Genomic DNA, 21307 nt, shown 5'->3' with positions numbered 1-21307 from the left:
TCAGATCTCGCGGTGCGGCGCCGCGGTCGCGGCGTCGCCGGTGTTGGGCGTGCCCGAGGGTTCGATGATCACAAGGTGCGTCTCTTCCTCGGCCACCGGCCGGTGTTCAACGCCCTTGGGCACGATGAACATTTCGCCCGGCCCGAGCTCGACGCTGCGGTCGCGCAGGTCGATGCGCAGCCGGCCCTTGAGCACCAGGAAGAAGTCGTCGGTGTCCTCGTGCCTGTGCCAGACGAATTCGCCCTTGGCCTTGACCACCATCACGTCGTTGCCGTTATGGCGGGCGACGGTGCGCGGCTGCCAATAACCCTCGAACTGCGCGAGTTTCTCCGCGAGGTTGATGGCGCTCATGCCTTGGTCTCCGGTTTGACAGCTTCAAGTTCCCAGAGCAGCCAGGCCGGGGACAGGCTGGCGCGTTTGCCGCGCAGGAAGCGGATCCAGCGGCGCACATGGCGCGCGGCACGTTTGGCCGGGCCGTGGTTCTGCGGCGAGCCGGCGACGGCGCTGTAGGCGCTGGCGCGTTCGGTGCGCAGCACGCGGATCACCTCGAAGCGGCCGCTGAAACCGTACATGCGGCCCAGCGGCGATTCACCGCAGAAGTAGGTGTGGCTCTCGTCGGTGATGATGTTGACGTGGGTCGGGTCGACGAAGGCTTCCGGATGCGGATAGGCCGGCGTCAGCGCATACAGCCGGCCACCCGGCGCGAGCACGCGCCAGATCTCGTCCATCAGCTGCACGAAGGGAAAACGCGTGCCGCCCTTGTCGTCGGGAAACAGCCGCGGCACGTGTTCGAGGTAGTCGAAGGCCGAGACCGAGCCCAGGCTGCTGTCTTCGAACGGGATCGGCTCGAGCACGAGGTTGGCGACCCGGTGCTCGTAGTCCACCGGGCCCGAGGGCGCACGGATGTCCACGCCGTAAAGCCGTGTGCGGCCGTAGGGATTGCGCGGGTGTTCGCCGCAACCGAGGTCGAGGTGGCAATCGGGAAGGCTCATGCCGGCATTATGCCCCGGGCCTGTGGCCCGGAAAGGAAGTGGTCGTGCAGACGCCCGGGCAGTGCCCGGCGATCGGGTTCAGGCGAAAAACTCCCGGAACGCGGCGATCGTGCGGGCGAGGCCTTCGTCGTCCACGTCCAGGTGCGTGACCAGGCGGATGCGCGGCCCGCGGCCGGCGGCGATGCGGATGCCGCGTGCCATCAGGAACTCCGCGAGCGCCGTTTCGCGACCCGTCGGCACCGTGACGAACAGAAGATTGGTGAACGCACCGTCCACGGACAGGCCGGGCAGCGCGCGCAGCGCCGCCGCGAGTTCATCGGCGCGGCGATGGTCGTCCGCAAGCCGCGCGACGTGGTGGTCGAGCGCGTAACTGGCCATCGCCGCCAGGATGCCGGCCTGGCGCCAGCCGCCGCCCAGCACCTTGCGCCATCGCCGCGCCTTGTCGATCAGCTCGCGTCGCCCGACCAGCACCGAACCGACGGGTGCGCCAAGGCCCTTCGACAGGCAGACCGACACGCTGTCGAAATGCCGCGCGATCTCCCGCGCCGGCACGCCACCGGCGACCGCGGCGTTGTACAGCCGCGCGCCGTCGAGGTGATAGGCGAGGCCATGTTCGCGGGCCAGTGCGCCGGCTTCCGCGAGATAGGCCTGCGGCAATGGCCGGCCGTGCCAGGTGTTCTCCAGCGCCAGCAGCCGGGTGCGCGCGAAATGCGGGTCGCCGAGCGGCTTGATCGCGGCGCGCACGGCATCCAGCGGCAGCGTGCCGTCGGTCGCGTGCGGAATGGGCTGCGGCTGGATCGAGCCCAGCACCGCGGCGCCGCCGCCTTCGTACTTGTAGGTGTGCGCGTCCATGCCGACCAGGTATTCGTCGCCGCGTTCGCAGTGCGCCATCAGCGCCAGAAGGTTCGACTGGGTTCCACTGGGCAGAAACAGGCCAGCCTCGAAACCGAGGTCGCCGGCCAGGCGGTCCTGCAGTGCGTTCACGCTGGGGTCGTCGCCGAACACATCGTCGCCGACTTCGGCGCGCAGGCCGGCTTCGCGCATGGCGGCGGCAGGCTGGGTGACGGTGTCGCTGCGCAGGTCGACCCAGGCGGTCATCGGCGGTCCTCGGGCGGGGTGTTCGGGCAAGGCAGGCAGGATGCCGGCCGTGCGCGTCGCCGTCCACCGGGGATCAGCGCATGCGGGCCAGGGTGTCGTCGCGACGCACGAGGTGATGGAAGAGCGCCGCCACGACATGCAGGCCGATGACCCAGTAGAACAGGCTGCCGATCGTCCCGTGCAGGTCCTCGAGCGTGTGTGCCAGCGCCGCGTCCGGCGCCATCAGCGCGGGCAGCTCCGCCTGGGTGAAGGGGATCAGGACCGGCTTGCCGTCGGTCCAGGCCGTCATCAGGCCCAGCACCGGCTGCATGACCATGGAAGGCGTAGAGCGACAGGTGCAGGATCCGCGCCGGCCAGGCCTGCCAGGCCGGCAGCGCAGGGGTGATCGGCGGCGCGCCGCGGCGCAGCCGCAGCCAGAGCCGCGGCAGCACCAGGGCCAACACCGCCAGGCCCATCCAGAAATGGCCCTGCACCGCCAGCGTGCGCGCCAGCGAGCCGCGCTCGAAATTGCCGCGGGTCTCGATGGCCAGGTAGGCCAGGGCCACCAGCCCGAACATCAGCCAGTGCAGCCGACGCTGGGCGTGGGAATAGCGGGCGGGTTCGGCGATGGCCATGGGCGGATCCTGCGGGTTGCCGGAACTAATACAGACTAGCGCACACCCGGGCGTCCGGGTTGACGCAGGTCAAGGGTTCGATGCTTGGACGGGAACGGTTAGCATCCGCATATGGACACCCCGATCACCATCGCCAGCTGGAACGTCAACTCGCTCAACGTGCGCCTGCCGCACCTGGAGCAGTGGCTCAAGTCCGCCGCGCCCGACATCGTCGCGCTGCAGGAGACCAAGCTCGAGGACAGCCGCTTCCCCGACGATGCACTGGCGGCGCTGGGCTACCGCAGTGTGTTCTGCGGCCAGAAGACCTACAACGGCGTGGCGATCCTGGCGCGCGAGCCGATCCACGAGGCCAGCTGCGTGATGGGCATCCCGGGTTTCGCCGACGAGCAGAAGCGCGTGATCGCGGCCACCGTCGGCGACCTGCGCATCGTCAACCTGTACGTGGTCAACGGCCAGGACGTCGGCACCGAGAAATACGACTACAAGCTGCGCTGGCTCGACGCCGTGCACGGCTGGCTGGCGGAAGAGATCAGACAGCATCCGAACCTGATCGTGCTGGGCGACTTCAACATCGCGCCCGACGATCGCGACGTGCACGACCCGGCGGTGTGGAACGACAGCAGCATCCTGACCTCCACTGCCGAACGCGCGGCACTGAAGCGGCTGCTGGACCTGGGCCTGCACGACAGCTACCGCCTGCATCATGAGGAGGGCGGCGTGTTCAGCTGGTGGGATTACCGCGCCGCCGGTTTCCGGCGCAACCTCGGCCTGCGCATCGATCTTTGCCTCATCAGCGACGCGCTGAAGCCGCGCTGCGTCGGTGCCAGCATCGATCGCGAACCGCGCGAGTGGGAGCGGCCGAGCGACCACGCGCCGGCGCTGGTGCAGATTGCGCGGCAGCCGCCGGTGGCGCCGGCGGGATGATCGAAACGAACTCCCGCGGGGCTTCTGGCGCGGGCAACGGCTGCGCGGGATCGAACCGCGACTCTAGCCAGGCGGAAAGTACGAAATGGCGAGCCGTGCTACGCGCCGTGCTCGCGCCATGCTAGTTTCCGCGCCTCCCGTTGCCGTGGACGCACCTGCTTGCAAGAAGACAAAGCACTTCCAGGACATTCCGGCTGGATGTTCGATGAAAGCAGGCTGCGTTTCAGGTTGTCGGTGGCGGCGGCCGTCGTACTGCTGCATCTGGTGTTCTATCACGTGATCGCCCGTGGCCAGGAGGCATCGGGCAGGATTCCTGCGATGGCCACTTCGATGCGCGTCGAATTCATCGAGCGGACACCACGGCAGAGGTCGTTCCAGCGCGGATGACGCCAGAACCCAAGCCACGAACTGCATCCGGTCGGTCCGTCGCGAGGGCGTACCGAAACTCTCGGCCCGCATCTGCACCTCTCGCCGCCATTCCCGAAGAGATCGCGACGGCTGCCCGGGAGCCACTGGTCCTGGAGTGGACGGACCCGGGCGCGCGTGAGCCTGCATTCAGTCAGAACTTTCCGGCCGATGCGTTCGCTGCTCCCGAGGCCAGGTACGAACAGGACCGGATCCGGATGCGCCGCCAGATCAGCGGAAAGGATGTCATCGAGGGCGCCGCACAGCTGGTGGGGCTGTGGCCCGAGGGCTACACCACCGATCCGTGTCCCCGCATCGGGCGCAACGTCGGCGACCTGATGACCGATGGGCGACCGGCCGGCCGGCGAGCGCTGGACGAGGAGTTGCGAAGGCAGCGGGCGGCCTGCAAGCGGTGAGCGGGCGCATCCTTGCCGTAGCGGTCAACCCTTCAGGCAGCGCGCGAAAAAGTCCTCGCTGAGGCGGCAGCGGTGCAGCAGGTCGGCGCCCTGCAGGCCGTGTTTTGCGCCCGGGTAAGTCATCAGTTCGAAGTGCGTGCCGCGCTTCTGCAGGTCGGACATCAGCTTGGTCGAGTTCGAGAACAGCACGTTGTCGTCGGCCATGCCGTGGATCAACAGCAGCTTCGAACGCAGGCCGTCGAGGTGCGCGAACACCGCACCGTTGCGGTAGCCCTCGGGATTGCGCGCCGGGTGGTCCATGTAGCGTTCGGTGTAGTGCGTGTCGTACAGGCCCCAGTCGGTCACCGGCGCGCCGGCGATGCCGCAGGCGTAATGGTCGCTGGCCTGGGCCAGCAGCATCAGGGTCATGTAGCCGCCGTTGCTCCAGCCGTGCACGCCGATGCGTTCGCCATCGACCCAGGGCTGCGAGCGCAGGAAATCCACGCCGGCCTTCTGGTCCTCGACCTCCACCGTGCCCTGTTTGCCGTAGAGCGCGCCGCCGAATTTCGCACCGCGCCGCGGCGTGCCGCGGTTGTCCAGGAGAACACCACGTAGCCGTTCTGGGCCAGGTACTGGTTGAAGAAGTGGTCGCCGCGGCTGGGCCAGCCGCGGATCACCGTCTGCGACGCGGGGCCGCCATAGACGTAGACCACGACCGGGTACTTCTTCGACGGGTCGAAACCCTCGGGCTTGATCAGGCTGTAGTGCAGGGTTTCGCCACTGGCGGCCTTGAACTCACCGAACTCGACCGGCCGGTGCGCGGCGCGGTACTTCGCGTACGGATGCGCCGGATCGGCGGCCTCATTGGCCACGAGCGTCGCCAGCTTGCCGCCATCGGCCCTGAACAGCTCGGTCTGCGGCGGCGTGGCCGGGTTCGACCACAGGTCTACGAAGACGCTGGCGTTGGCGCTGAACACGGCCTCGTGCATGCCGGGTTCCTTGCTCAGCCGGCGCGGTTCACCGCCGGCCAGCGGCACGGCATAGACATGCTTTTCCAGCGGCGAATCCTTCGTGCCCGCGACGTAGGCGAAACCCGCGGTTTCGTCCACGCCCAGCAGCGCATCCACCGTCCAGTCACCCGAGGTCAGCGCGTGCAGCGGCTTGCCGTCGGCATCGTGCAGGTAGAGGTGCTCGAAACCCGTGCGCTCGGACAGCCACAGGAAACGCCCGTCGGCCAGGAACTTCAGGCCGTCGTGCAGCGGCACCCAGGTCGACGAGGTTTCGGTCAGCAACGTGCGCTGAGTGCCGTCGGCCAGGTTGGCCTCGATCAGCTCGAGCCGGCGCTGGTCACGCGACTGGCGCTGGAACGTCAGCAACTTCGGGCCGCGCCAGCCGACGCGGGCCAGGTAGATGTCGGGATCGGCACCGAGCGACACCTCGTGGCGCGTGACCGCCGCGCCCAGCGTCGCCACGTGCAGCGACACAAGGACGTTCGGATCACCCGCAGCGGGATAACGCTGCTCGATCACCTCGGTGCGGTCGGGGTAGACCTCGTAACGCTTCTGCACCGGCACCGGCGATTCGTCGATGCGCGCGAATGCGATCGCGGAATCATCCGGCGCCCACCAGTAACCGGTGTGGCGGCCCATCTCCTCGTCGGCCACGAACTCGGCCACGCCATTGCCGATCGTGTCGCTGCCGTCGGTGGTGAGGCGGATCTCGCGGCCGCTGGCCAACTCGATCACCCAGACATCCCGGTCGCGCACGAAACTCACGTACCGCCCGCGCGGCGACACTTTCGGATCGGTGGCGAACCCTTCACCCGTGGTCAGCTTGCGCACCGGGTTGGGCTGCGAAACGCGAAGGTCGTAGAGATACAGCTGGCCGCCCAGGGGAACAGCAGGGACTCGCCGTCGGGCGCCCACTGGTATTCGACGATGCCGCGGAAGGCGGCAATGCGCTGGCGTTCACGCCGCGCCTTCTCCTCGTCCGACAGGGTCTCGTTCGGCAACACCACCGCCGAATCCACCAGCAGGCGCTGCTGGCCGGCGGCGACGTTGTATTCCCACAGGTCGAGCTGGAAGCGGTCGCTGTCCTTGCCCTTGAGGAAGCTCACGCGGGTGCCGTCGGGCGAGATCGCCGGTTTCATCAGGGTCGGGCCCGACAGCGGTGCGCCACCGGTGATGGCTTCGAGCGTGAGTTTTCAGCGTGCACGGCGGCGGCGAGGCTCATGGCGGCAATCAACAGGATCGATTTCATCGGCAGGGCTCAGGACAGGTAGCCGCCGTCCACCGGCAGTGCGGCGCCGGTGAGGTAGGACGAGGCAGGCGAGGCGAGGAAGAGCACGGCGGGCGCGATCTCGTCGGGCTGGGCGACGCGGCCGAGCGGGATCATCCGCAGCATCATCTCCAGGATCTTGGGGCTGCCGGTCAGCGCGGAGGCGAACTTCGTGTCGGTCAGGCCCGGCAGCACCGCGTTCACGCGCACGCCCAGCGGCGCCAGTTCCTTGGCGAAACCTTCGGTCATGTTGACGATGCCGGCCTTGGTCATCGAATACACCAGCTGGCCCGGCGCCGCACGCCTGGCGTTCACCGAGGCGATGTTGACGATGCAACCGCCGCGGCCCTTCATGCGTTTCGCCGCCTGCACCGTGGTCCAGAAATAACCGCGCAGGTTCACCTCGACCGTCTTTTCGTAGGCGTCGAGTGTCATGTCGATCGCCGGTCCGAAATAGGGATTGGCGGCGGCGTTGTTGACAAGGATGTCGACGGTGCGGCCGGCGGCGTCGAGCGTGGCGAACAGTGCCTCGATCGCCGCCGGGTCGCCGACGTGAACCGCATGCGCTTCGGCCGAACCACCATTGGCACGGATGTCGCTGGCCACCGCCTCGCAGCCCTCTAGCTTGCGGCTGGTGCAGATGACGTGGGCGCCGAAGCCCGCCAGCAGCTTGGCGATGGCCTCGCCGATGCCGCGAGAGGCGCCGCTGACCAGGGCGGTCTTGCCGGAAAGGTCGAACAGGGAATCGGACACGTGGACTCCGTCGGATGCGCGTGTGAACGTACGGCTTGGTATGCTCCCGAGCCTAGCACAGGCCCCTCCGAGGCCCGGCTACACCGGGGACAGAATCATGGCGCAACGACGGGTGTTGATCACGGGGGCCGGCAGCGGCCTGGGCCAGGCACTCGCGCAGCGCTACGCCAAGGCCGGCGACCGCGTCGCCTGCGTGGACCTGGACTCCGCCCGCGCCGAACTCACGCGCGCGTCCCTGCCCGGCAGCGGCCACCTGGCCATCACCGCGAATGTCGGCAGCGACGACGCGATGGAGCAGGTGCACGAACGCATCGCCGGCGAATGGGGCGGCGTGGACGTGCTGGTCAACAACGCCGGCATCGCCACCGGCGGCGCCATGGTCGACACGACCATGCAGGAATGGCACAACGTGCTCGAGATCAACCTGCTCAGCGTGGTGCGCGGCTGCCGCCTGTTCCTGCCCGGCATGATCGCCGCGGGCCGCGGCCAGATCATCAACACCGCCAGTTTCGCCGGGCTCGCCAGCGCGCCCAGCATCATGAGCTACGGTGTGTCCAAGGCGGCGGTGGTGGCCTTGTCCGACCAACTGCGCGCCGAAGTGCACGACAAGGGCATCCGCGTCAGCGTGCTGTGCCCGGCCTTCTTCCGCACCAACCTGCTGGAGAGCTGGCAGGGCAATCCGCGCCTGAAGTCCTTCGCCGACAAGATGATGGAAACCTCGCCCGACACGCTCGACAGCGTGGCCGATGCGGTGTTCGCGGCGGTCGAGCGCGGCGAGTTCCTGGTGCTGCCGACCAAGCGCGAGCCGATGCGCTGGCGCCTGAAGCGCTGGTTCCCGGATTTCTACTTCAGGCAGGTGCTCAAGCTGGTGAAAGCGCGCCAGGCGGGCCACTGACATGGAATGGATGATCTACGGCGCCAACGGTTACACCGGCAAGCTCATCGTCGAGGAAGCGGTGCGCCGCGGCCTGCGGCCGGTGCTGGCCGGACGCAACTCCCAGGCATTGCAGGCGCTGGCGGCGCCGTTTGGCCTGCCGGTGCGCGCCTTCGGTCTCGACGACCCGCATGTGGTCGCGAAGAACCTGCACGGCATGGGCCTGGTGCTGCACTGCGCCGGCCCGTTTTCGGCGACCTGCGCGCCGATGTTGGAAGGCTGCCTTGCCGAGGGCGTGCATTACCTGGACATCACCGGCGAGATCGACGTGTTCGCGCACTGCCACGCACAGCACCTGCGGGCGCGGGAAAAGGGCATCGTCGTGCTGCCGGGCTCGGGTTTCGACGTGGTGCCGACCGACTGCATGGCAGCCCGGCTCAAGCGCGAGCTGCCGGCGGCGACGTCGCTGGTGCTGGCCTTCGAGGCCGGCGGCGGGCCCAGCCCCGGCACCGCCAAGACCAGCGTCGAAGGCTTGGGCAAGGGCGGCCGCGCGCGCGTTGAAGGAGAGTTGACGCGGTGCCGCTGGCCTGGAAGACGCGCAGTTTCGAGCGCGACGGCGAGCAGCGTTTCGCCATGACCATTCCCTGGGGCGACGTCTACACTTCGTTCGTCTCCACCGGCATACCCAATGTCGAGGTCTACATGGGCGTACCGCCCGCGACCGCCGCACGCCTGCGCCGGCTGCGTTTGCTCGGGCCGCTGCTGGACACCGGGATCGTGCAGGGCTGGCTCAAGCGCCAGGTCGAGAAGAAGGTGAAGGGGCCGTCCGACAGCACGCGCGGCAAGACCGGCTGCGTGGTCTGGGGCGAGGTGACCGATGCCGAAGGAAACCAGGCCAGGTGCCGCGCCTGCGAACGCCCAATGGCTATGAAATCACCGTCACCGCGTCCCTGGGCATCGTAGGGCGCCTGCTGGGTGAAGCACGTCCGGCAGGCGGTTTCTACACCCCGTCGCAGCTGATGGGCGCCGACTACGTGCTGGATCTGCCCGGCGTGAGCCTGGACTGAACGCATCGGCTTGGCAGCCGGCGGCGATGCCACTACGCTTGCGCTGCCCGATCCCGGGTGCGGAGGAGAACACCATGCGCATGCCCGCCCTTCTGGTCGGCGTCATCCTGCTCGTTGTCGGCGGCCTGATCGCGGCAGGGGTGTTCAAGTTCCAGACCACCGACAAGGTCGTGGACATGGGCCCGATCGAGATCACGAAGACCGACACCAAAAAGCCGCCGCTCAACCTGGGCTGGATCCTGATGGGCGCGGGCGCGCTCGCCGTGGTCGTCGGTGCCGCCAGCAAGAAGTAACCCTTACAACGGATTCCCAATGTCAAACCAGGCCACCACCGGCGCGCCGAGACTCGGCCCGCTTTCCACCTTGATCTTCGCTTCGCGCTGGCTGCAGCTGCCGCTGTACCTGGGCCTGATCCTGGCGCAGTGCGTGTACGTGTTCCTGTTCATGAAGGAACTGGTGCACCTGATCACCGACGCGAACATCCTCACCGAGCAGGGCATCATGCTGCTGGTGCTGGGCCTGATCGACGTGGTGATGATCTCCAACCTGCTGGTGATGGTGATCGTCGGCGGTTACGAGACCTTCGTGTCGCGCCTGAACCTGCAGGGGCACCCGGACCAGCCCGAATGGCTGAGCCATGTGAACGCCTCGGTGCTGAAGGTGAAGCTGGCAATGGCGATCATCGGCATCTCCTCGATCCACCTGCTCAAGACCTTCATCGACATCAGCAGCCTGGGCACCGCCGATTCGAAGTTCACCGAGGCCGGCGTGATGTGGCAGACCATCATCCACATGGTCTTCATCCTCTCGGCCATCGGCATCGCCTGGACCGACAAGCTGATGGCCCACGCCACGGCGCCGAAGAAACACTGACTCGGCGCGGCCGGGTCGCCGTGGCGCCGGTACAATGGCGCCATGGATGTTTCCCACCTGCTCGACGAACTCAATCCCGCCCAGCGCGAAGTCGTATCCGCGCCTCCGGGCCATGTGCTGGTCCTTGCCGGCGCCGGCTCCGGCAAGACCCGGTCCTGACCCACCGCATCGGCTGGCTGCATGAAGTGGTCGGGGTGCCGGCGCACGGCATCCTCGCGGTCACCTTCACCAACAAGGCCGCCGCCGAGATGCGCGGCCGCGTCGAGGCGCTGCTGCGCAACGGCGCCCGCGGCATGTGGATCGGCACCTTCCACGGCCTGGCGCATCGCCTGCTGCGCCTGCACTGGCAGGAGGCCGGCCTGCCCGAATCCTTCCAGGTGCTGGACCAGGACGACCAGGTGCGGCTGCTCAAGCGCATCGCCGCCGACCTCGAACTCGACGAAGGCCGCTTCCCGCCTCGGCAGATGGCCTGGTGGATCAATGCGCAGAAGGACGAGGGCCGGCGACCGAAACACATCCAGCCGGCCGGCGGTGACTTCTTCGGCAGCACCATGCTGCGCGTGTACGAGGCCTACTGGGAACGTTGCCAGCGTGCCGGCCTGGTGGACTTCGCCGAACTGCTGCTGCGCGCGCACGAACTCTGGCTCGAACATCCGGCCTTGCTGCACCACTACCAGCAGCGTTTCCGCCACCTGCTGGTGGACGAGTTCCAGGACACCAATTCGATCCAGTACGCCTTCATCCGCGTGCTGGCGGGCGAGACCGGCGAAGTGTTCGTGGTCGGCGACGACGACCAGGCCATCTACGGCTGGCGCGGCGCCAAGGTCGAAAACGTGCAGCGCTTTCTGAACGACTACCCGGGTGCGCGCACGCTCAAGCTGGAACAGAACTACCGCTCCAGCGGCAACATACTTGCTGCGGCGAACGCGGTGATCACCCACAACCCCGACCGGCTCGGCAAGCAGCTGTGGACGGCGGACGGCGAGGGCGAACCGATCGACCTGTTCGCGGCCTACAACGAGGTGGACGAGGCGCGGTTCGTCATCGAACGCATCCAGGCCTGGATCCGCGACGGTGGCAGCGCCGGCGACAACGCGGTGCTCTACCGGTCGAACGCACAGTCGCGGGCGATGGAAGAACAGCTGGTGCAGGCCGGCCTGCCGTATCGTGTACGGCGGCCAGCGCTTCTTCGAACGCATGGAAATCAAGGACGCCCTGGCCTACCTGCGCCTGGTCGCCAACCGCGACGACGACGCGGCCTTCGAACGCGCCGTGAACACGCCGCCGCGCGGCATCGGCGGCAAGACCCTGGACGAAGTGCGCCGGCATGCGCGCGACCAGGCGGTGTCGTTGTGGCAGGCGGCGGTCGCGCTGTCGGGCGGCGGGGTGCTGCCGGGACGTGCGCGCAATGCGCTCAAGGCCTTCTCCGACCTGGTGGACGGGCTTCAGGCCGGCATCGCCGATTCGCCGCTGCACGAGCAGTTCGACCATGTGATCAACACCTCGGGCTTGCGTATGCACTACGCCGCGGAGTCCAGGGGCCAGCTCGACTCGCGCACCGACAACCTGGACGAACTGGTGTCGGTCGCCAGCCGCTTCGAACGCCGCGACGACGAGGCCAGCCAGCAGATGAGCGAACTGGTCGCCTTCCTCAGCTACGCCGCGCTCGAGGCCGGCGAGGGCCAGGCCGAGGCCGGCGAGGACGGCGTGCAGCTGATGACCCTGCACAGCGCCAAGGGCCTGGAATTCCCGCAGGTGTTCCTGGTCGGCATGGAAGAGGGCCTGTTCCCGAGCGGCAAGTCGATCGAGGAAAGCGGGCGGCTGGAGGAGGAGCGCCGGCTGGCCTACGTCGGCCTGACCCGGGCGCGCCAGAAGCTGGTGCTCAGCTACGCCGAGTCGCGGCGCCTGCACGGCATGGAGATGTTCGGGACCCCCTCGCGTTTCCTGCGTGAGATCCCGCCGGCGCTGCTGCGGGAGGTCCGGCCGAAGGTCAACATCAGCCGGCCGGTGTCCTACGGTGCACCCCGGGCCGCCGCACTGGAAAGCTCCTCCGGGCCGACCCTGCGCCTGGGCCAGCGGGTGGTACACCCGAGCTTCGGCACCGGGGTGGTGATGGACGCCGAAGGCAGCGGCGCGCACGCCCGGGTGCAGGTGAACTTCGAGCGCGGCGGGGCCAAATGGCTGGTCCTGGGGTATGCCAACCTGCAGCCGGCCTGAGCCGACGGGCGGTTCTATTTGGGGTGCCGAAAGTTGGGCGGGCGGCCAATGTCGGCCCTGTTGCTGCGTGATAGCATCGAGCCGGATTCCCGCGTCTTGACCCACTTCGAGGACTCACCGATGTCTCTTTACCGTTCGGCAACACTGGTCGCGGCAATGGTGGCAGCAGCGGCGCTAGCGCCGCGGACGGGTTTGGCGCAGGACCTGCAGCCGGTCGACCGCGCCAGCATCCAGATCGGCTTCACGCTTCCCGATTTCGATACGTCCGTGCGCGCCGATGGCCAGACCAGCAGCGGCGACCAGGTCGACCTCTCGCGTGACCTCGGGCTGGAAAGCTCCAACGTCGTCGGCAGCCTGGGCCTGACCTGGCGGCCCTGGGAAAACCACGAGTTCTCGCTCACCTATTTCAACGACGACTCCGACGCCACCCGCCGCATCAGCCGCGACATCACCTTCGACGACGTGACCTACACGGTGAATTCCACGTTGCGTTCCGAAATGGACGTCGATGCGTACACCTTCGCCTACGTCTGGTGGCTCAAGCATGAAGACAACTGGGCGATCGGCCCGCGCGTGGGCATGGTCTATTACGACATCGACCTCAGCATGCAGCTGACCGTCGACTCTTCGGGCAACGAGGTTTCCGGTGGCGCGCGTGCCAGCACCTCGCCCGAACTGCCGGTGCCGGTGATCGGCGGCTCCTGGCGCTGGGTGCCGGCCAAGAACTGGCGCCTGAAGGTGGACGCGGGTTATTTCAGCACCAACCTGAGCGACATCGACGGTTCGGTGTCCTACGTCAACGGCGGCGTCGAGTGGTTCCCCCTGGGAAAACTGGGGCCTGACCCTGAACTACTCGTACCAGAGCATCGACGTGAATGCGACGCGCAACGCCTTCACCGGCGACCTCGACTTCGTCAACAGCACCGCCACGCTGGGCATGATCTACCGGTTCTGAGCGGACGCGAACGGCACCGGCGGGCGGGAAACTTTCCCGCCGGTGCGACGCATCGCATACTGGCCGCCCTGTTTCCGGGCTGGCCCTTTCCATGAAACGACGTGAACTCCTGCGCGGCGCCGGCCTGGCTGCCGTCGCCACCGGTCTGGCGGCCTGCGCCCCGCGCCCGGAGGGCGAGGCGGGCACGACCGCCGCCGCCGAACGCCTGCACTGGAAGATGGTCACCTCCTGGCCGACCAACTTCCCGGGCCTGGGCACCGGTGCGGCCAAGCTGGCCGAGATGATCACGCTCGCCAGCGGCGGCCGCCTCACCGTCAAGGTCTATGGCGCCGGCGAACTGGTGCCGGCCTTCGAAGTGTTCGACGCGGTCAGCCGCGGCACCGCCGAGATGGGCCATTCCGCGTCCTACTACTGGAAAGGAAAGGCCGCGGCGGCGCCGTTCTTCTGCGCGGTGCCGTTCGGGCTCAATGCCCAGGAGATGAACGGCTGGCTCTACCAGGCGGTGGTCTGGAGCTCTGGCGCGAACTGTATGCGCCGTTCGGCCTGGTGCCGTTCCCGGCGGGCAATACCGGGGTGCAGATGGCTGGCTGGTTCCGCAAGCCGCTCGAATCGCTGGCCGACCTCAAGGGCCTGAAGATGCGCATCCCCGGCCTGGGCGGCGAGGTGATGGCGCGGGTCGGCGCAGCGCCGGTGAACGTGCCGGGCGGCGAGATCTTCAGTGCGCTGCAGTCGGGCGCGATCGACGCGGCCGAATGGGTCGGCCCCTACAACGACCTGGCCTTCGGCCTGCATCGCGCCGCCAAACATTGTTATTACCCGGGCTGGCAGGAGCCGGGCCCGACCCTGGAATGCATGGTCAACAAGACCGCCTTCGACGGGCTGCCCAAGGACCTGCAGGCCATCGTCGAGGCCTGCTGCCGTGCGGTGAACGACGCGATGCTGGCGGAATACACCGCCCGCAACCAGCAGGCGCTCGACGCCCCGGTGCGCGAACACGGCGTGCAACTGCGACAGCTGCCCGACGATGTGCTGGTGGCATTGCGCAAGGCCTCGGACAAAGTGCTGGAAGAAGTCGCCGCGTCCGATCCGCTGGCGCGCCGGGCGCTGGATTCCATGCGTGCCTTCCGGGCCCAGGCCAAGGCCTGGCACGCCGTGTCGGAGGAGGCCTATTACGCCACCCGGGATTGACCGGGCCGGAAGTCACGGTCTGCGTTCGCCGGCCCAATCCCTGCTGAACGCATGCCGGCCGGACTCCGCCCGGACCTGCGTACTCAGGGACCAGGTCTGGAGAACAATGTCATGAACAAGTGGTTCAAGCGGTCGGCCTGGATGGTCGGCTTTTTCCTCGGGGCGATGACGCTGCTGTACGCGGCGGCGTGGGCAAAGACCGAGCGCGCACTGGCGCGGCAGTACACGATTTCCGACGCGCCGCTGCAGTTCCGCGGTGATGACGCCGAGCAGGCCCGCGGCGCGCACCTGTACACCGTGCTGGGCTGCGTCGAATGCCATGGCGAGGGTGGCGTCGGGCGGGTGGTGTTCGACGCCGGCCCGGTCGCGCGCGTGACGGCGCCCAATCTCACGCCGGCCGCGGTGGCCGGACGTTACAGCGCCGACCAGCTGGCGGCGGCGATCCGCCACGGCGTCGGTCCCGACGGGCGTCCGCTGCGCTTCATGCCGGTCGGCGACTTCAAGAACCTTTCCGATGCCGACACCGCGGCGCTGGTGGCGCACCTGCAGAGGCTGCCGTCGTCGGACAACAGCCCGGCGCCCTTCGAGGTCCGCCCGCTCGGTCGGGTGCTGTACGCCATCGGCAAGCTCGAACTGGTGCCGGCCGAAGACCTTGACCACGCGCCGCGCGTGCGCATTTCGCCGCCGCAGGGGCCGAACGCCGACTATGGTGCCTACCTCGCGCAGACCTGCACCGGCTGCCATGGCCAGGATCTCGCCGGGCAGCGCGTGCCGGGCACGCCGCCCGAGCTGCCCGAAGCCGCCAATCTCACCCCGCACGCCAACGGGCTGCAGGGCTGGACCGAGGCCGACTTCGTCAAAGTGATCCGCCAGGGTGTGCGCCCCGACGGCCGTGAACTGCACGGCTTCATGCCCTGGAAGGTCTATGCGTCGATGACCGACGACGAACTGCGGGCGATCTGGCTGCACCTGTCGTCATTGCCGCCGGAGCCAGGTGCCGGCAAGAGCTGACGCCTTTCTCCCTCCCCTGTTTACAGGGGAGGGCCGGGGAGGGTGAGCCCTTGCCCGGAAACATCCGGCTCCGAGGTTCCACCCCCTCCCAACCTCCCCCTGCAGGCAGGGGGAGGGGCTGTCCCGGCTCAGTCGAGGTAGGCGTCAGGCTTGTAGCGTTCCATGAAACGTTCGGGCCGCGACAGCGGCATGAAGCCGTGCTGCGCATATAGCGTGTGCGCATCCGACGTGGCCAGCATGAAACGGCGCAGCTTCTGCAGCTCGGGATGCGCGTCGATCGCGGTCATCAAGGCTTTCGAGATGCCCTGGCCACGATGGTCTGGCAGCACGAACACATCTGCCAGATAGGCGAAGGTCGCACGGTCGCCGATCACGCGCGCGAAGCCGACCTGGCGGCCGTCGAGCAGCGCGCTGAAACACAGCGAGTTCGCCGCCGCGCGTTCCACCACGTCGCGCGGAATGCCCGGGCACCAGTAGGCCTGCGTACTCAGGAAGCCATGCACGATGTCGAAATCGATGTCGGCCGGGTCGGTGCTGATGCGCAGTTCAGCCATACAGCCACTCCGGAAGTGCGGTCGCCAGCGCCGGGAAGGTCGCGACCAGGGCCAGCATCAACAACTGCAGCACGATGAACGGCGCCACGCCGCGGTAGATGTCGGCGGTGCGCACGTCCGGCGGCGCCACGCCGCGCAGGTAGAACAGCGCGAAGCCGAAGGGCGGCGTCAGGAACGAGGTCTGCAGGTTGATCGCCATCATCACGCCAAGCCACACCGGGTCCACGCCCAGCGCCAGCAGCACCGGGCCGACAATGGGCACGACCACGAACACGATCTCGATGAAGTCGAGCACGAAACCGAGCAGGAACATCAGCAGCATCACCGCGACGATCGCGCCCCACTTGCCGCCGGGCAGTCCCGCCAGCGCCTCGTGCACCAGGTCGTCGCCGCCGTATCCGCGGAACACCAGCGAGAACAGCGCCGCACCGACCAGGATGGCGAACACCATCGCGGTCACCTTCACCGTTTCCCGCCCGACCTCGAACAGGCGCGCCAGCCCCAGCCGGCCGTGCAGCGCCGCGAACACCGTGGCGCCGACGGCACCGACCGCCGCGGCTTCGGTGGCGGTGGCGTAACCGCCGAGGATCGAACCCAGCACCAGCAGGATCAGCGCCAGCGCCGGCACGATCGCCTTGACAAGCTGGCCGGTTGAGCGCGACTGGGTGTCCTTCAGCGCCGGCGCGCGTTCCGGCTGCCGCCAGGCCACCCACAGCGCGTAGGCCAGGTACAGCGCCACCAGGCCGAGCCCCGGCACCAGTGCGCCGGCGAACAGGTCGCTCACCGACACCGTTTCTGGCGCGAAAATCCCCTGCTTCAACTGCGCCTGCTGATAGGCGTTGCCGAGCTGGTCGCCCAGCAGCACCAGCACGATCGAGGGCGGGACGATCTGGCCCAGCGTGCCGGACGCGCAGATCGCGCCGCTGGCCAGCCGCGGGCAATAACCGTGGCGCAGCATGGTCGGCAGCGAGATCAGACCCATCGCCACCACGGTCGCGCCGACGATGCCGGTGGACGCCGCCAGGATCGCACCCACCAGCAGCACCGCCACGACCAGGCCACCGCGCACGCGGCCGAATAACGAAGCCACTGCCTCCAGCAGCGCCTCGGCGATGCGCGAGCGTTCCAGCATCACGCCCATGAACACGAACAGCGGCACGGCGACCAGGGTTTCGTTGCCCATCACGCCGAACACGCGGTTCGGGAAAGCCTCGAGGAAACTCGGGTCAAAATTTCCCAGCAGCAGGCCGATGCCGGCGAACAGCAGCGCCACGCCGCCCAGCACGAAGGCCACCGGGAAGCCGCTGGCCAGCCCGGCGAAGAGGCCGAGCACCAGCAGCACGATCATCAGGACATGCTGGTCGTGCAGGCTCATTCCGCCCCGCGCGCCAGCGCGCGCTGCAGGGCGCGCAGGGTGTGTGCCAGGCCCTGCAGGGCCAGCAGCGCCGCCGACAGCGGGATCAGCGATTTCAGCAGGTACCAGGCCGGCAGGCCGCCCGGGTCACGCGAGCCTTCGCGCGCGGCCCAGCTGGCGCCGACGTAGTCCCAGCTGATGACGACCATGAACACGCAGAAGGGAAGCAGGAACAGCAGGCCGGCTCCGAATTCGACCCAGGCGCGCGCGCCTGCCGGCAGCCGTTGCGAGAACACGTCCACGCGCACGTGCGCGTCGTGGCGCAGCGCGTAGGCCAGGCCGAGCAGGAACAGCGACGCATGCAGCCACAGCACGGCTTCCTGCGCCGCCACCGAGCCGATGCCGAAGCCGTAACGCGCCAGCACCAGGCCGAACACCAGTGCGACCAGGGCCACGGCGAGCACGGCGGCGAATCGTCCCGCCGCTTCGCTGGTGGCATCCGCGGCGTGCAGGAGCGGCGCCAGTGAATTCAATCCCATTCGTACACGGTCCAGTACACCGGCGAAACCTTGGGCAGGCTGTCGTGGCGGTTGAAGCGGCCGTTGCCGTCGGTGTCGTGCAGGTAATAGGCCGGGCCGCGCTCGGGCGTGATCTTGACCATGTAGAGCACGCCGTTCTGGCGGTATTCCTCGACCCGGTCGCCGTTCTGTTCGACCCGGATCGCGACGGTCGGCGGTTCGTCCTGGACCGCTTCGGCCTGCACCTTTTCCGGGATGGGCACATCATCGGCCTTGGCGGTGTCGGCGTCCTGGACAGCCAGGGCCAGCAGCAGCGGAAGCATCGGGCTCATGGCGGTTCTCCTGAGGGTGCGGGGGCACCGGCAGAATGGCAAATGCGCGGGGGCGCTCAAGGGCCCGCGGGCTTAGAATCGCCGTCTCGCCACCGCAGGCCCCGCCATGTCCCGCCTCGTCCTGATCGACGGCTCGTCCTATCTGTTCCGCGCCTTCCACGCGCTGCCGCCGCTGACCGCCCCGGACGGGTCGCCCACCGGCGCGCTGTTCGGCATCGTCAACATGCTGCGTGCCACGCTGAAGGAGAACCCGGACTACACCGCTTTCGTGCTGGACGCCTCGGGCCCGACCTTCCGCGACGCGATGTACCCGGAATACAAGGCCAACCGGCCGCCGATGCCGGACGAACTGCGCGCCCAGGTCGAGCCGATGAAGCGCATTGTCGAAGCGCTCGGGTTCCCGCTGCTGTGCGTTCCGGGCGTCGAGGCCGACGACGTGATCGGAACCCTGGCCCTGCAGGCGCACGCCGCTGGCATCCCGGTCACCATTTCCACCAGTGACAAGGACTTCGCCCAGCTGGTGCGGCCCGGCATCACGCTCACCAACACCATGACCGGCAGCGTGCTCGACGACGCCGGTGTGATGGAGAAGTTCGGCGTGCGCCCGGACCAGGTGGTGGACCTGCTGGCGCTGATGGGCGACACCGTTGACAACGTGCCCGGCGTGGAGAAATGCGGGCCCAAGACCGCGGCGAAGTGGCTGGGCGAATACCAGACGCTGGACGCCGTGATGGCCGGCGCCGACCGGATCGGCGGCAAGATCGGCGAGAACCTGCGCGCCGCGCTGCCGCGCCTGCCGCTGAACCGCCAGCTGGTCACCATCAAGACCGACGTGCCGCTGGACCAGGCCCCACCGAGATGAAGCTTCGTGGCCGCGATCTCGAAGCCTTGCGAGAGCTTTATGGCCGCTACGGCTTCGGCGCCGCCCTGCGCGAGGTCGAGGGCGGCACGGCCGCGGCCCCGGCACGTGGCGCGAAAACGCCTGCGCCCACGGCGATCCCCGAGGCCGCGCCCGACGCGGCACTTTCAGTGACCGGCGAATACGAATGCGTGACATCGGAGGAACGGCTGCAGCACTGGCTGGGTGTGCTGCAGTCGGCCGCGCTGGTGTCCTTCGACACCGAAACCGATTCGCTCGACCCGATGCGCGCCAACCTGGTGGGCCTGAGCTTCGCGGTCGAAGCCGGCCATGCCTGCTATATCCCGGTCGGCCACGATTATCCTGGCGCACCGGAGCAGTTGCCGCGCCAGCACGTGCTCGACACGCTGCGCCCGATCCTGGAGGACGCCGGCAAGCCAAAGGTGGGCCAGCACGGCAAGTACGACCTGCACGTGCTGCGCCGGCATGGCGTCACCGTGCGCGGTTATGCCGAGGACACGATGCTGGAGAGCTTCGTGTACAACGCCGGCGGCCTGCGCCACGACATGGATTCACTGGCGCAGAAATACCTGGGCTATCAAACCATCAAGTACGAACAGGTCGCCGGCAAGGGCGCCAAGCAGATCCTGTTCTCCCAGGTCGCCCTGGACGACGCCACGAAATACGCCGCCGAGGATGCCGACGTCACCCTGCGCCTGCACCAGGTGCTGTCGGCGAAGCTGGCGGAGATGCCCGTGCTGCAGTCGGTCTACCGCGACATCGAGATGCCGCTGGTGCCGGTGCTGGCGCGCATGGAGGCCGCCGGCGTGCTGGTGGACGTGGCGGAGCTGCGGCGCCAGAGCGCCGACCTGTCGCAGCGCATGATGGCGGCGCAGCAGCGTGCGCACGATATCGCCGGGCGCGCCTTCAACCTCGATTCGCCCAAGCAGCTGGGCGCCTTGCTGTTCGACGAACTGAAGCTGCCGGCGCTGGTGAAGACGCCGACCGGCGCGCCTTCGACCAACGAGGAGGCGCTGGAGGCCATCGCCGACCAGCACGAACTGCCGCGCCTGATCCTGGACTACCGTGGCCTGGCGAAACTGCGCAACACCTACACCGACAAGCTGCCGGAGATGGTGAATCCGGACACCGGCCGCGTGCACACCAGCTACCACCAGGCCGGCGCCGCCACCGGCCGCCTGAGCTCGAACGACCCCAACCTGCAGAACATCCCGATCCGCACCGAGGACGGCCGGCGCATCCGCACCGCCTTCATCGCGCCGCCGGGCAAGCAGATCGTCGCCTGCGACTATTCGCAGATCGAGCTGCGCATCATGGCGCACCTGTCGGAGGACGAAGGCCTGCTGCGCGCCTTCGAAAGCGGCCAGGACGTGCACCGCGCCACTGCCGCCGAAGTGTTCGGCATCACGGTGGACCAGGTCAGCGGTGACCAGCGCCGTGCCGCCAAGGCGATCAACTTCGGCCTGATGTACGGCATGAGTGCCTGGGGCCTGGCGCGACAGCTCGGCATCGGCCGCGGCGACGCGCAGGATTACATCGCGCTCTACTTCGCGAAGTACCCGGGCGTGCGCGTCTACATGGAGCGCATCCGCCAGCAGGCGCGCGAACAGGGATACGTCGAGACCGTGTTCGGCCGGCGCCTTCAGCTCAACGAGATCCACTCGCGCAACCAGGCCCAGCGCGCCGGCGCCGAACGTGCGGCGATCAATGCGCCGATGCAGGGCACGGCGGCCGACATCATCAAACGCGCGATGGTTTCAGTGGACGACTGGCTGGCCGGGCAGGGTGGGCGGGCGACAATGCTGATGCAGGTGCACGACGAACTGGTGTTCGAGGCCGAGGCCGGGTTCGTGGACACCCCGTGCCCGAGGTCCGGGCCCGCATGGCCGGTGCGGCCCAGCTGCGGGTGCCCCTGGTCGTGGATGTCGGCACCGGCCGGAACTGGGACCAGGCGCACTGAGACAGGCTCGAAAGCGACACGCTGTGTGCCGAAAATCACCTTTCCCATCAACCGCTTGGAAGGGAA

At 68.2% G+C, this 21307-nt stretch carries 21 protein-coding genes and 4 pseudogenes; 14 read left to right on the top strand and 11 right to left on the bottom strand.

The window, feature by feature from the left end:
* The 5 genes and pseudogenes from FRZ33_RS02565 to FRZ33_RS17425 all read right to left on the bottom strand — a co-directional run.
* Entirely contained in the window at positions 1-351 is a 351-nt protein-coding gene (locus FRZ33_RS02565; RefSeq protein ID WP_146907425.1) for a cupin domain-containing protein, read from the bottom strand.
* Entirely contained in the window at positions 348-992 is a 645-nt protein-coding gene (locus tag FRZ33_RS02560; RefSeq protein ID WP_146907423.1) for a methyltransferase domain-containing protein, read from the bottom strand. The genes FRZ33_RS02565 and FRZ33_RS02560 overlap by 4 nt, the downstream gene beginning before the upstream one ends.
* A 78-nt stretch (positions 993-1070) precedes the next feature.
* A complete protein-coding gene (gene ltaE / locus FRZ33_RS02555) occupies positions 1071-2090 on the bottom strand; it encodes a low-specificity L-threonine aldolase (RefSeq protein WP_146907421.1) in 1020 nt (339 codons plus the stop codon).
* Positions 2091-2163: 73 nt separating this feature from the next.
* Entirely contained in the window at positions 2164-2406 is a 243-nt protein-coding gene (locus FRZ33_RS15820; RefSeq protein ID WP_227978034.1) for a cytochrome b, read from the bottom strand.
* Between the two features lie 61 nt (positions 2407-2467).
* Positions 2468-2647: pseudogene (locus tag FRZ33_RS17425) on the bottom strand (cytochrome b); the annotation flags it as partial.
* A 180-nt stretch (positions 2648-2827) separates the two neighbouring features.
* On the opposite strand from FRZ33_RS17425, the gene xth reads away from it, so the two are divergent.
* The 3 genes from xth to FRZ33_RS02535 all read left to right on the top strand — a co-directional run bounded on the left by xth (position 2828) and on the right by FRZ33_RS02535 (position 4449).
* Complete coding sequence (xth, locus tag FRZ33_RS02545; RefSeq protein WP_146910553.1) at positions 2828-3628, top strand: exodeoxyribonuclease III; 801 nt, start codon at positions 2828-2830, stop codon at positions 3626-3628.
* 198 nt (positions 3629-3826) lie between these two features.
* Entirely contained in the window at positions 3827-4015 is a 189-nt protein-coding gene (locus FRZ33_RS02540; protein ID WP_146907420.1) for a hypothetical protein, read from the top strand.
* Between the two features lie 236 nt (positions 4016-4251).
* Entirely contained in the window at positions 4252-4449 is a 198-nt protein-coding gene (locus FRZ33_RS02535) for a hypothetical protein (RefSeq protein ID WP_146907418.1), read from the top strand.
* A 24-nt stretch (positions 4450-4473) separates the two neighbouring features.
* Here FRZ33_RS02535 and FRZ33_RS02530 read toward each other — a convergent pair.
* A pseudogene (locus tag FRZ33_RS02530) lies at positions 4474-6687 on the bottom strand (S9 family peptidase).
* 9 nt (positions 6688-6696) lie between these two features.
* Positions 6697-7458 carry a glucose 1-dehydrogenase gene (locus FRZ33_RS02525; protein WP_146907417.1) on the bottom strand — a complete coding sequence of 254 codons (762 nt, stop codon included), beginning with the start codon at positions 7456-7458 and terminating at the stop codon, positions 6697-6699.
* A gap of 97 nt (positions 7459-7555) precedes the next feature.
* On the opposite strand from FRZ33_RS02525, the gene FRZ33_RS02520 reads away from it, so the two are divergent.
* The 10 genes and pseudogenes from FRZ33_RS02520 (at position 7556) to FRZ33_RS02485 (ending at position 15643) form a co-directional block, all read left to right on the top strand.
* Positions 7556-8353: an SDR family NAD(P)-dependent oxidoreductase gene (locus FRZ33_RS02520; RefSeq protein WP_158637058.1), complete on the top strand. Its 798-nt coding sequence runs from the start codon at positions 7556-7558 to the stop codon at positions 8351-8353.
* A gap of 1 nt (position 8354) precedes the next feature.
* Positions 8355-8969 (top strand): saccharopine dehydrogenase family protein, encoded by a 615-nt coding sequence (locus tag FRZ33_RS15815; RefSeq protein ID WP_227978032.1) that lies wholly within the window; start codon positions 8355-8357, stop codon positions 8967-8969.
* The gene (locus tag FRZ33_RS15810) at positions 8909-9295 is read left to right on the top strand and encodes a saccharopine dehydrogenase family protein (RefSeq protein ID WP_227978030.1); all 387 of its coding nucleotides are present in this window, start codon (positions 8909-8911) and stop codon (positions 9293-9295) included. Before FRZ33_RS15815 ends, FRZ33_RS15810 begins: the two co-directional genes overlap by 61 nt.
* Positions 9296-9473: 178 nt before the next feature.
* Positions 9474-9692 (top strand): DUF3185 domain-containing protein, encoded by a 219-nt coding sequence (locus tag FRZ33_RS02510; RefSeq protein WP_146907413.1) that lies wholly within the window; start codon positions 9474-9476, stop codon positions 9690-9692.
* 19 nt (positions 9693-9711) lie between these two features.
* Positions 9712-10272, top strand: coding sequence for a TIGR00645 family protein (locus tag FRZ33_RS02505; RefSeq protein WP_146907411.1), 561 nt, complete (start codon positions 9712-9714; stop codon positions 10270-10272).
* A gap of 42 nt (positions 10273-10314) precedes the next feature.
* A pseudogene (gene uvrD / locus FRZ33_RS02500) lies at positions 10315-12489 on the top strand (DNA helicase II).
* 120 nt (positions 12490-12609) lie between these two features.
* Complete coding sequence (locus FRZ33_RS02495; RefSeq protein ID WP_158637057.1) at positions 12610-13539, top strand: hypothetical protein; 930 nt, start codon at positions 12610-12612, stop codon at positions 13537-13539.
* Entirely contained in the window at positions 13536-14078 is a 543-nt protein-coding gene (locus FRZ33_RS16685) for a hypothetical protein (protein WP_265468704.1), read from the top strand. Before FRZ33_RS02495 ends, FRZ33_RS16685 begins: the two co-directional genes overlap by 4 nt.
* Positions 14024-14632, top strand: a complete 609-nt coding sequence (locus tag FRZ33_RS16680) for a TRAP transporter substrate-binding protein (protein ID WP_265468703.1) — start codon at positions 14024-14026, stop codon at positions 14630-14632. The genes FRZ33_RS16685 and FRZ33_RS16680 overlap by 55 nt, the downstream gene beginning before the upstream one ends.
* Before the next feature lie 111 nt (positions 14633-14743).
* Positions 14744-15643 (top strand): c-type cytochrome, encoded by a 900-nt coding sequence (locus FRZ33_RS02485; RefSeq protein WP_158637056.1) that lies wholly within the window; start codon positions 14744-14746, stop codon positions 15641-15643.
* Between the two features lie 128 nt (positions 15644-15771).
* Here FRZ33_RS02485 and FRZ33_RS02480 read toward each other — a convergent pair whose 3' ends face one another.
* From FRZ33_RS02480 to FRZ33_RS02465, 4 genes are read right to left on the bottom strand one after another with little or no spacing between them, the layout of a single operon-like run.
* Positions 15772-16197, bottom strand: a complete 426-nt coding sequence (locus tag FRZ33_RS02480) for a GNAT family N-acetyltransferase (RefSeq protein ID WP_146907406.1) — start codon at positions 16195-16197, stop codon at positions 15772-15774.
* On the bottom strand, positions 16190-17572 hold the full coding sequence (locus FRZ33_RS02475) for a TRAP transporter large permease (protein ID WP_227978029.1): 1383 nt from the start codon (positions 17570-17572) through the stop codon (positions 16190-16192). The genes FRZ33_RS02480 and FRZ33_RS02475 overlap by 8 nt, the downstream gene beginning before the upstream one ends.
* Positions 17569-18090, bottom strand: coding sequence for a TRAP transporter small permease subunit (locus FRZ33_RS02470; protein ID WP_146907404.1), 522 nt, complete (start codon positions 18088-18090; stop codon positions 17569-17571). The genes FRZ33_RS02475 and FRZ33_RS02470 overlap by 4 nt, the downstream gene beginning before the upstream one ends.
* Entirely contained in the window at positions 18081-18401 is a 321-nt protein-coding gene (locus FRZ33_RS02465) for a DUF2782 domain-containing protein (RefSeq protein WP_227978028.1), read from the bottom strand. Before FRZ33_RS02465 ends, FRZ33_RS02470 begins: the two co-directional genes overlap by 10 nt.
* A 106-nt stretch (positions 18402-18507) precedes the next feature.
* Between FRZ33_RS02465 and polA the strand changes: the two are divergent.
* Positions 18508-21241 (top strand): annotated as a pseudogene (polA, locus tag FRZ33_RS02460) (DNA polymerase I).
* Positions 21242-21307 lie beyond the last annotated feature (66 nt).

The sequence above is a fragment of the Arenimonas daejeonensis genome, assembly GCF_007993735.1.
Lineage (GTDB): Bacteria > Pseudomonadota > Gammaproteobacteria > Xanthomonadales > Xanthomonadaceae > Arenimonas > Arenimonas daejeonensis.
Note: the sequence above shows the minus strand (reverse complement) of the source record. Positions and strands in the feature narration are given on the sequence as shown.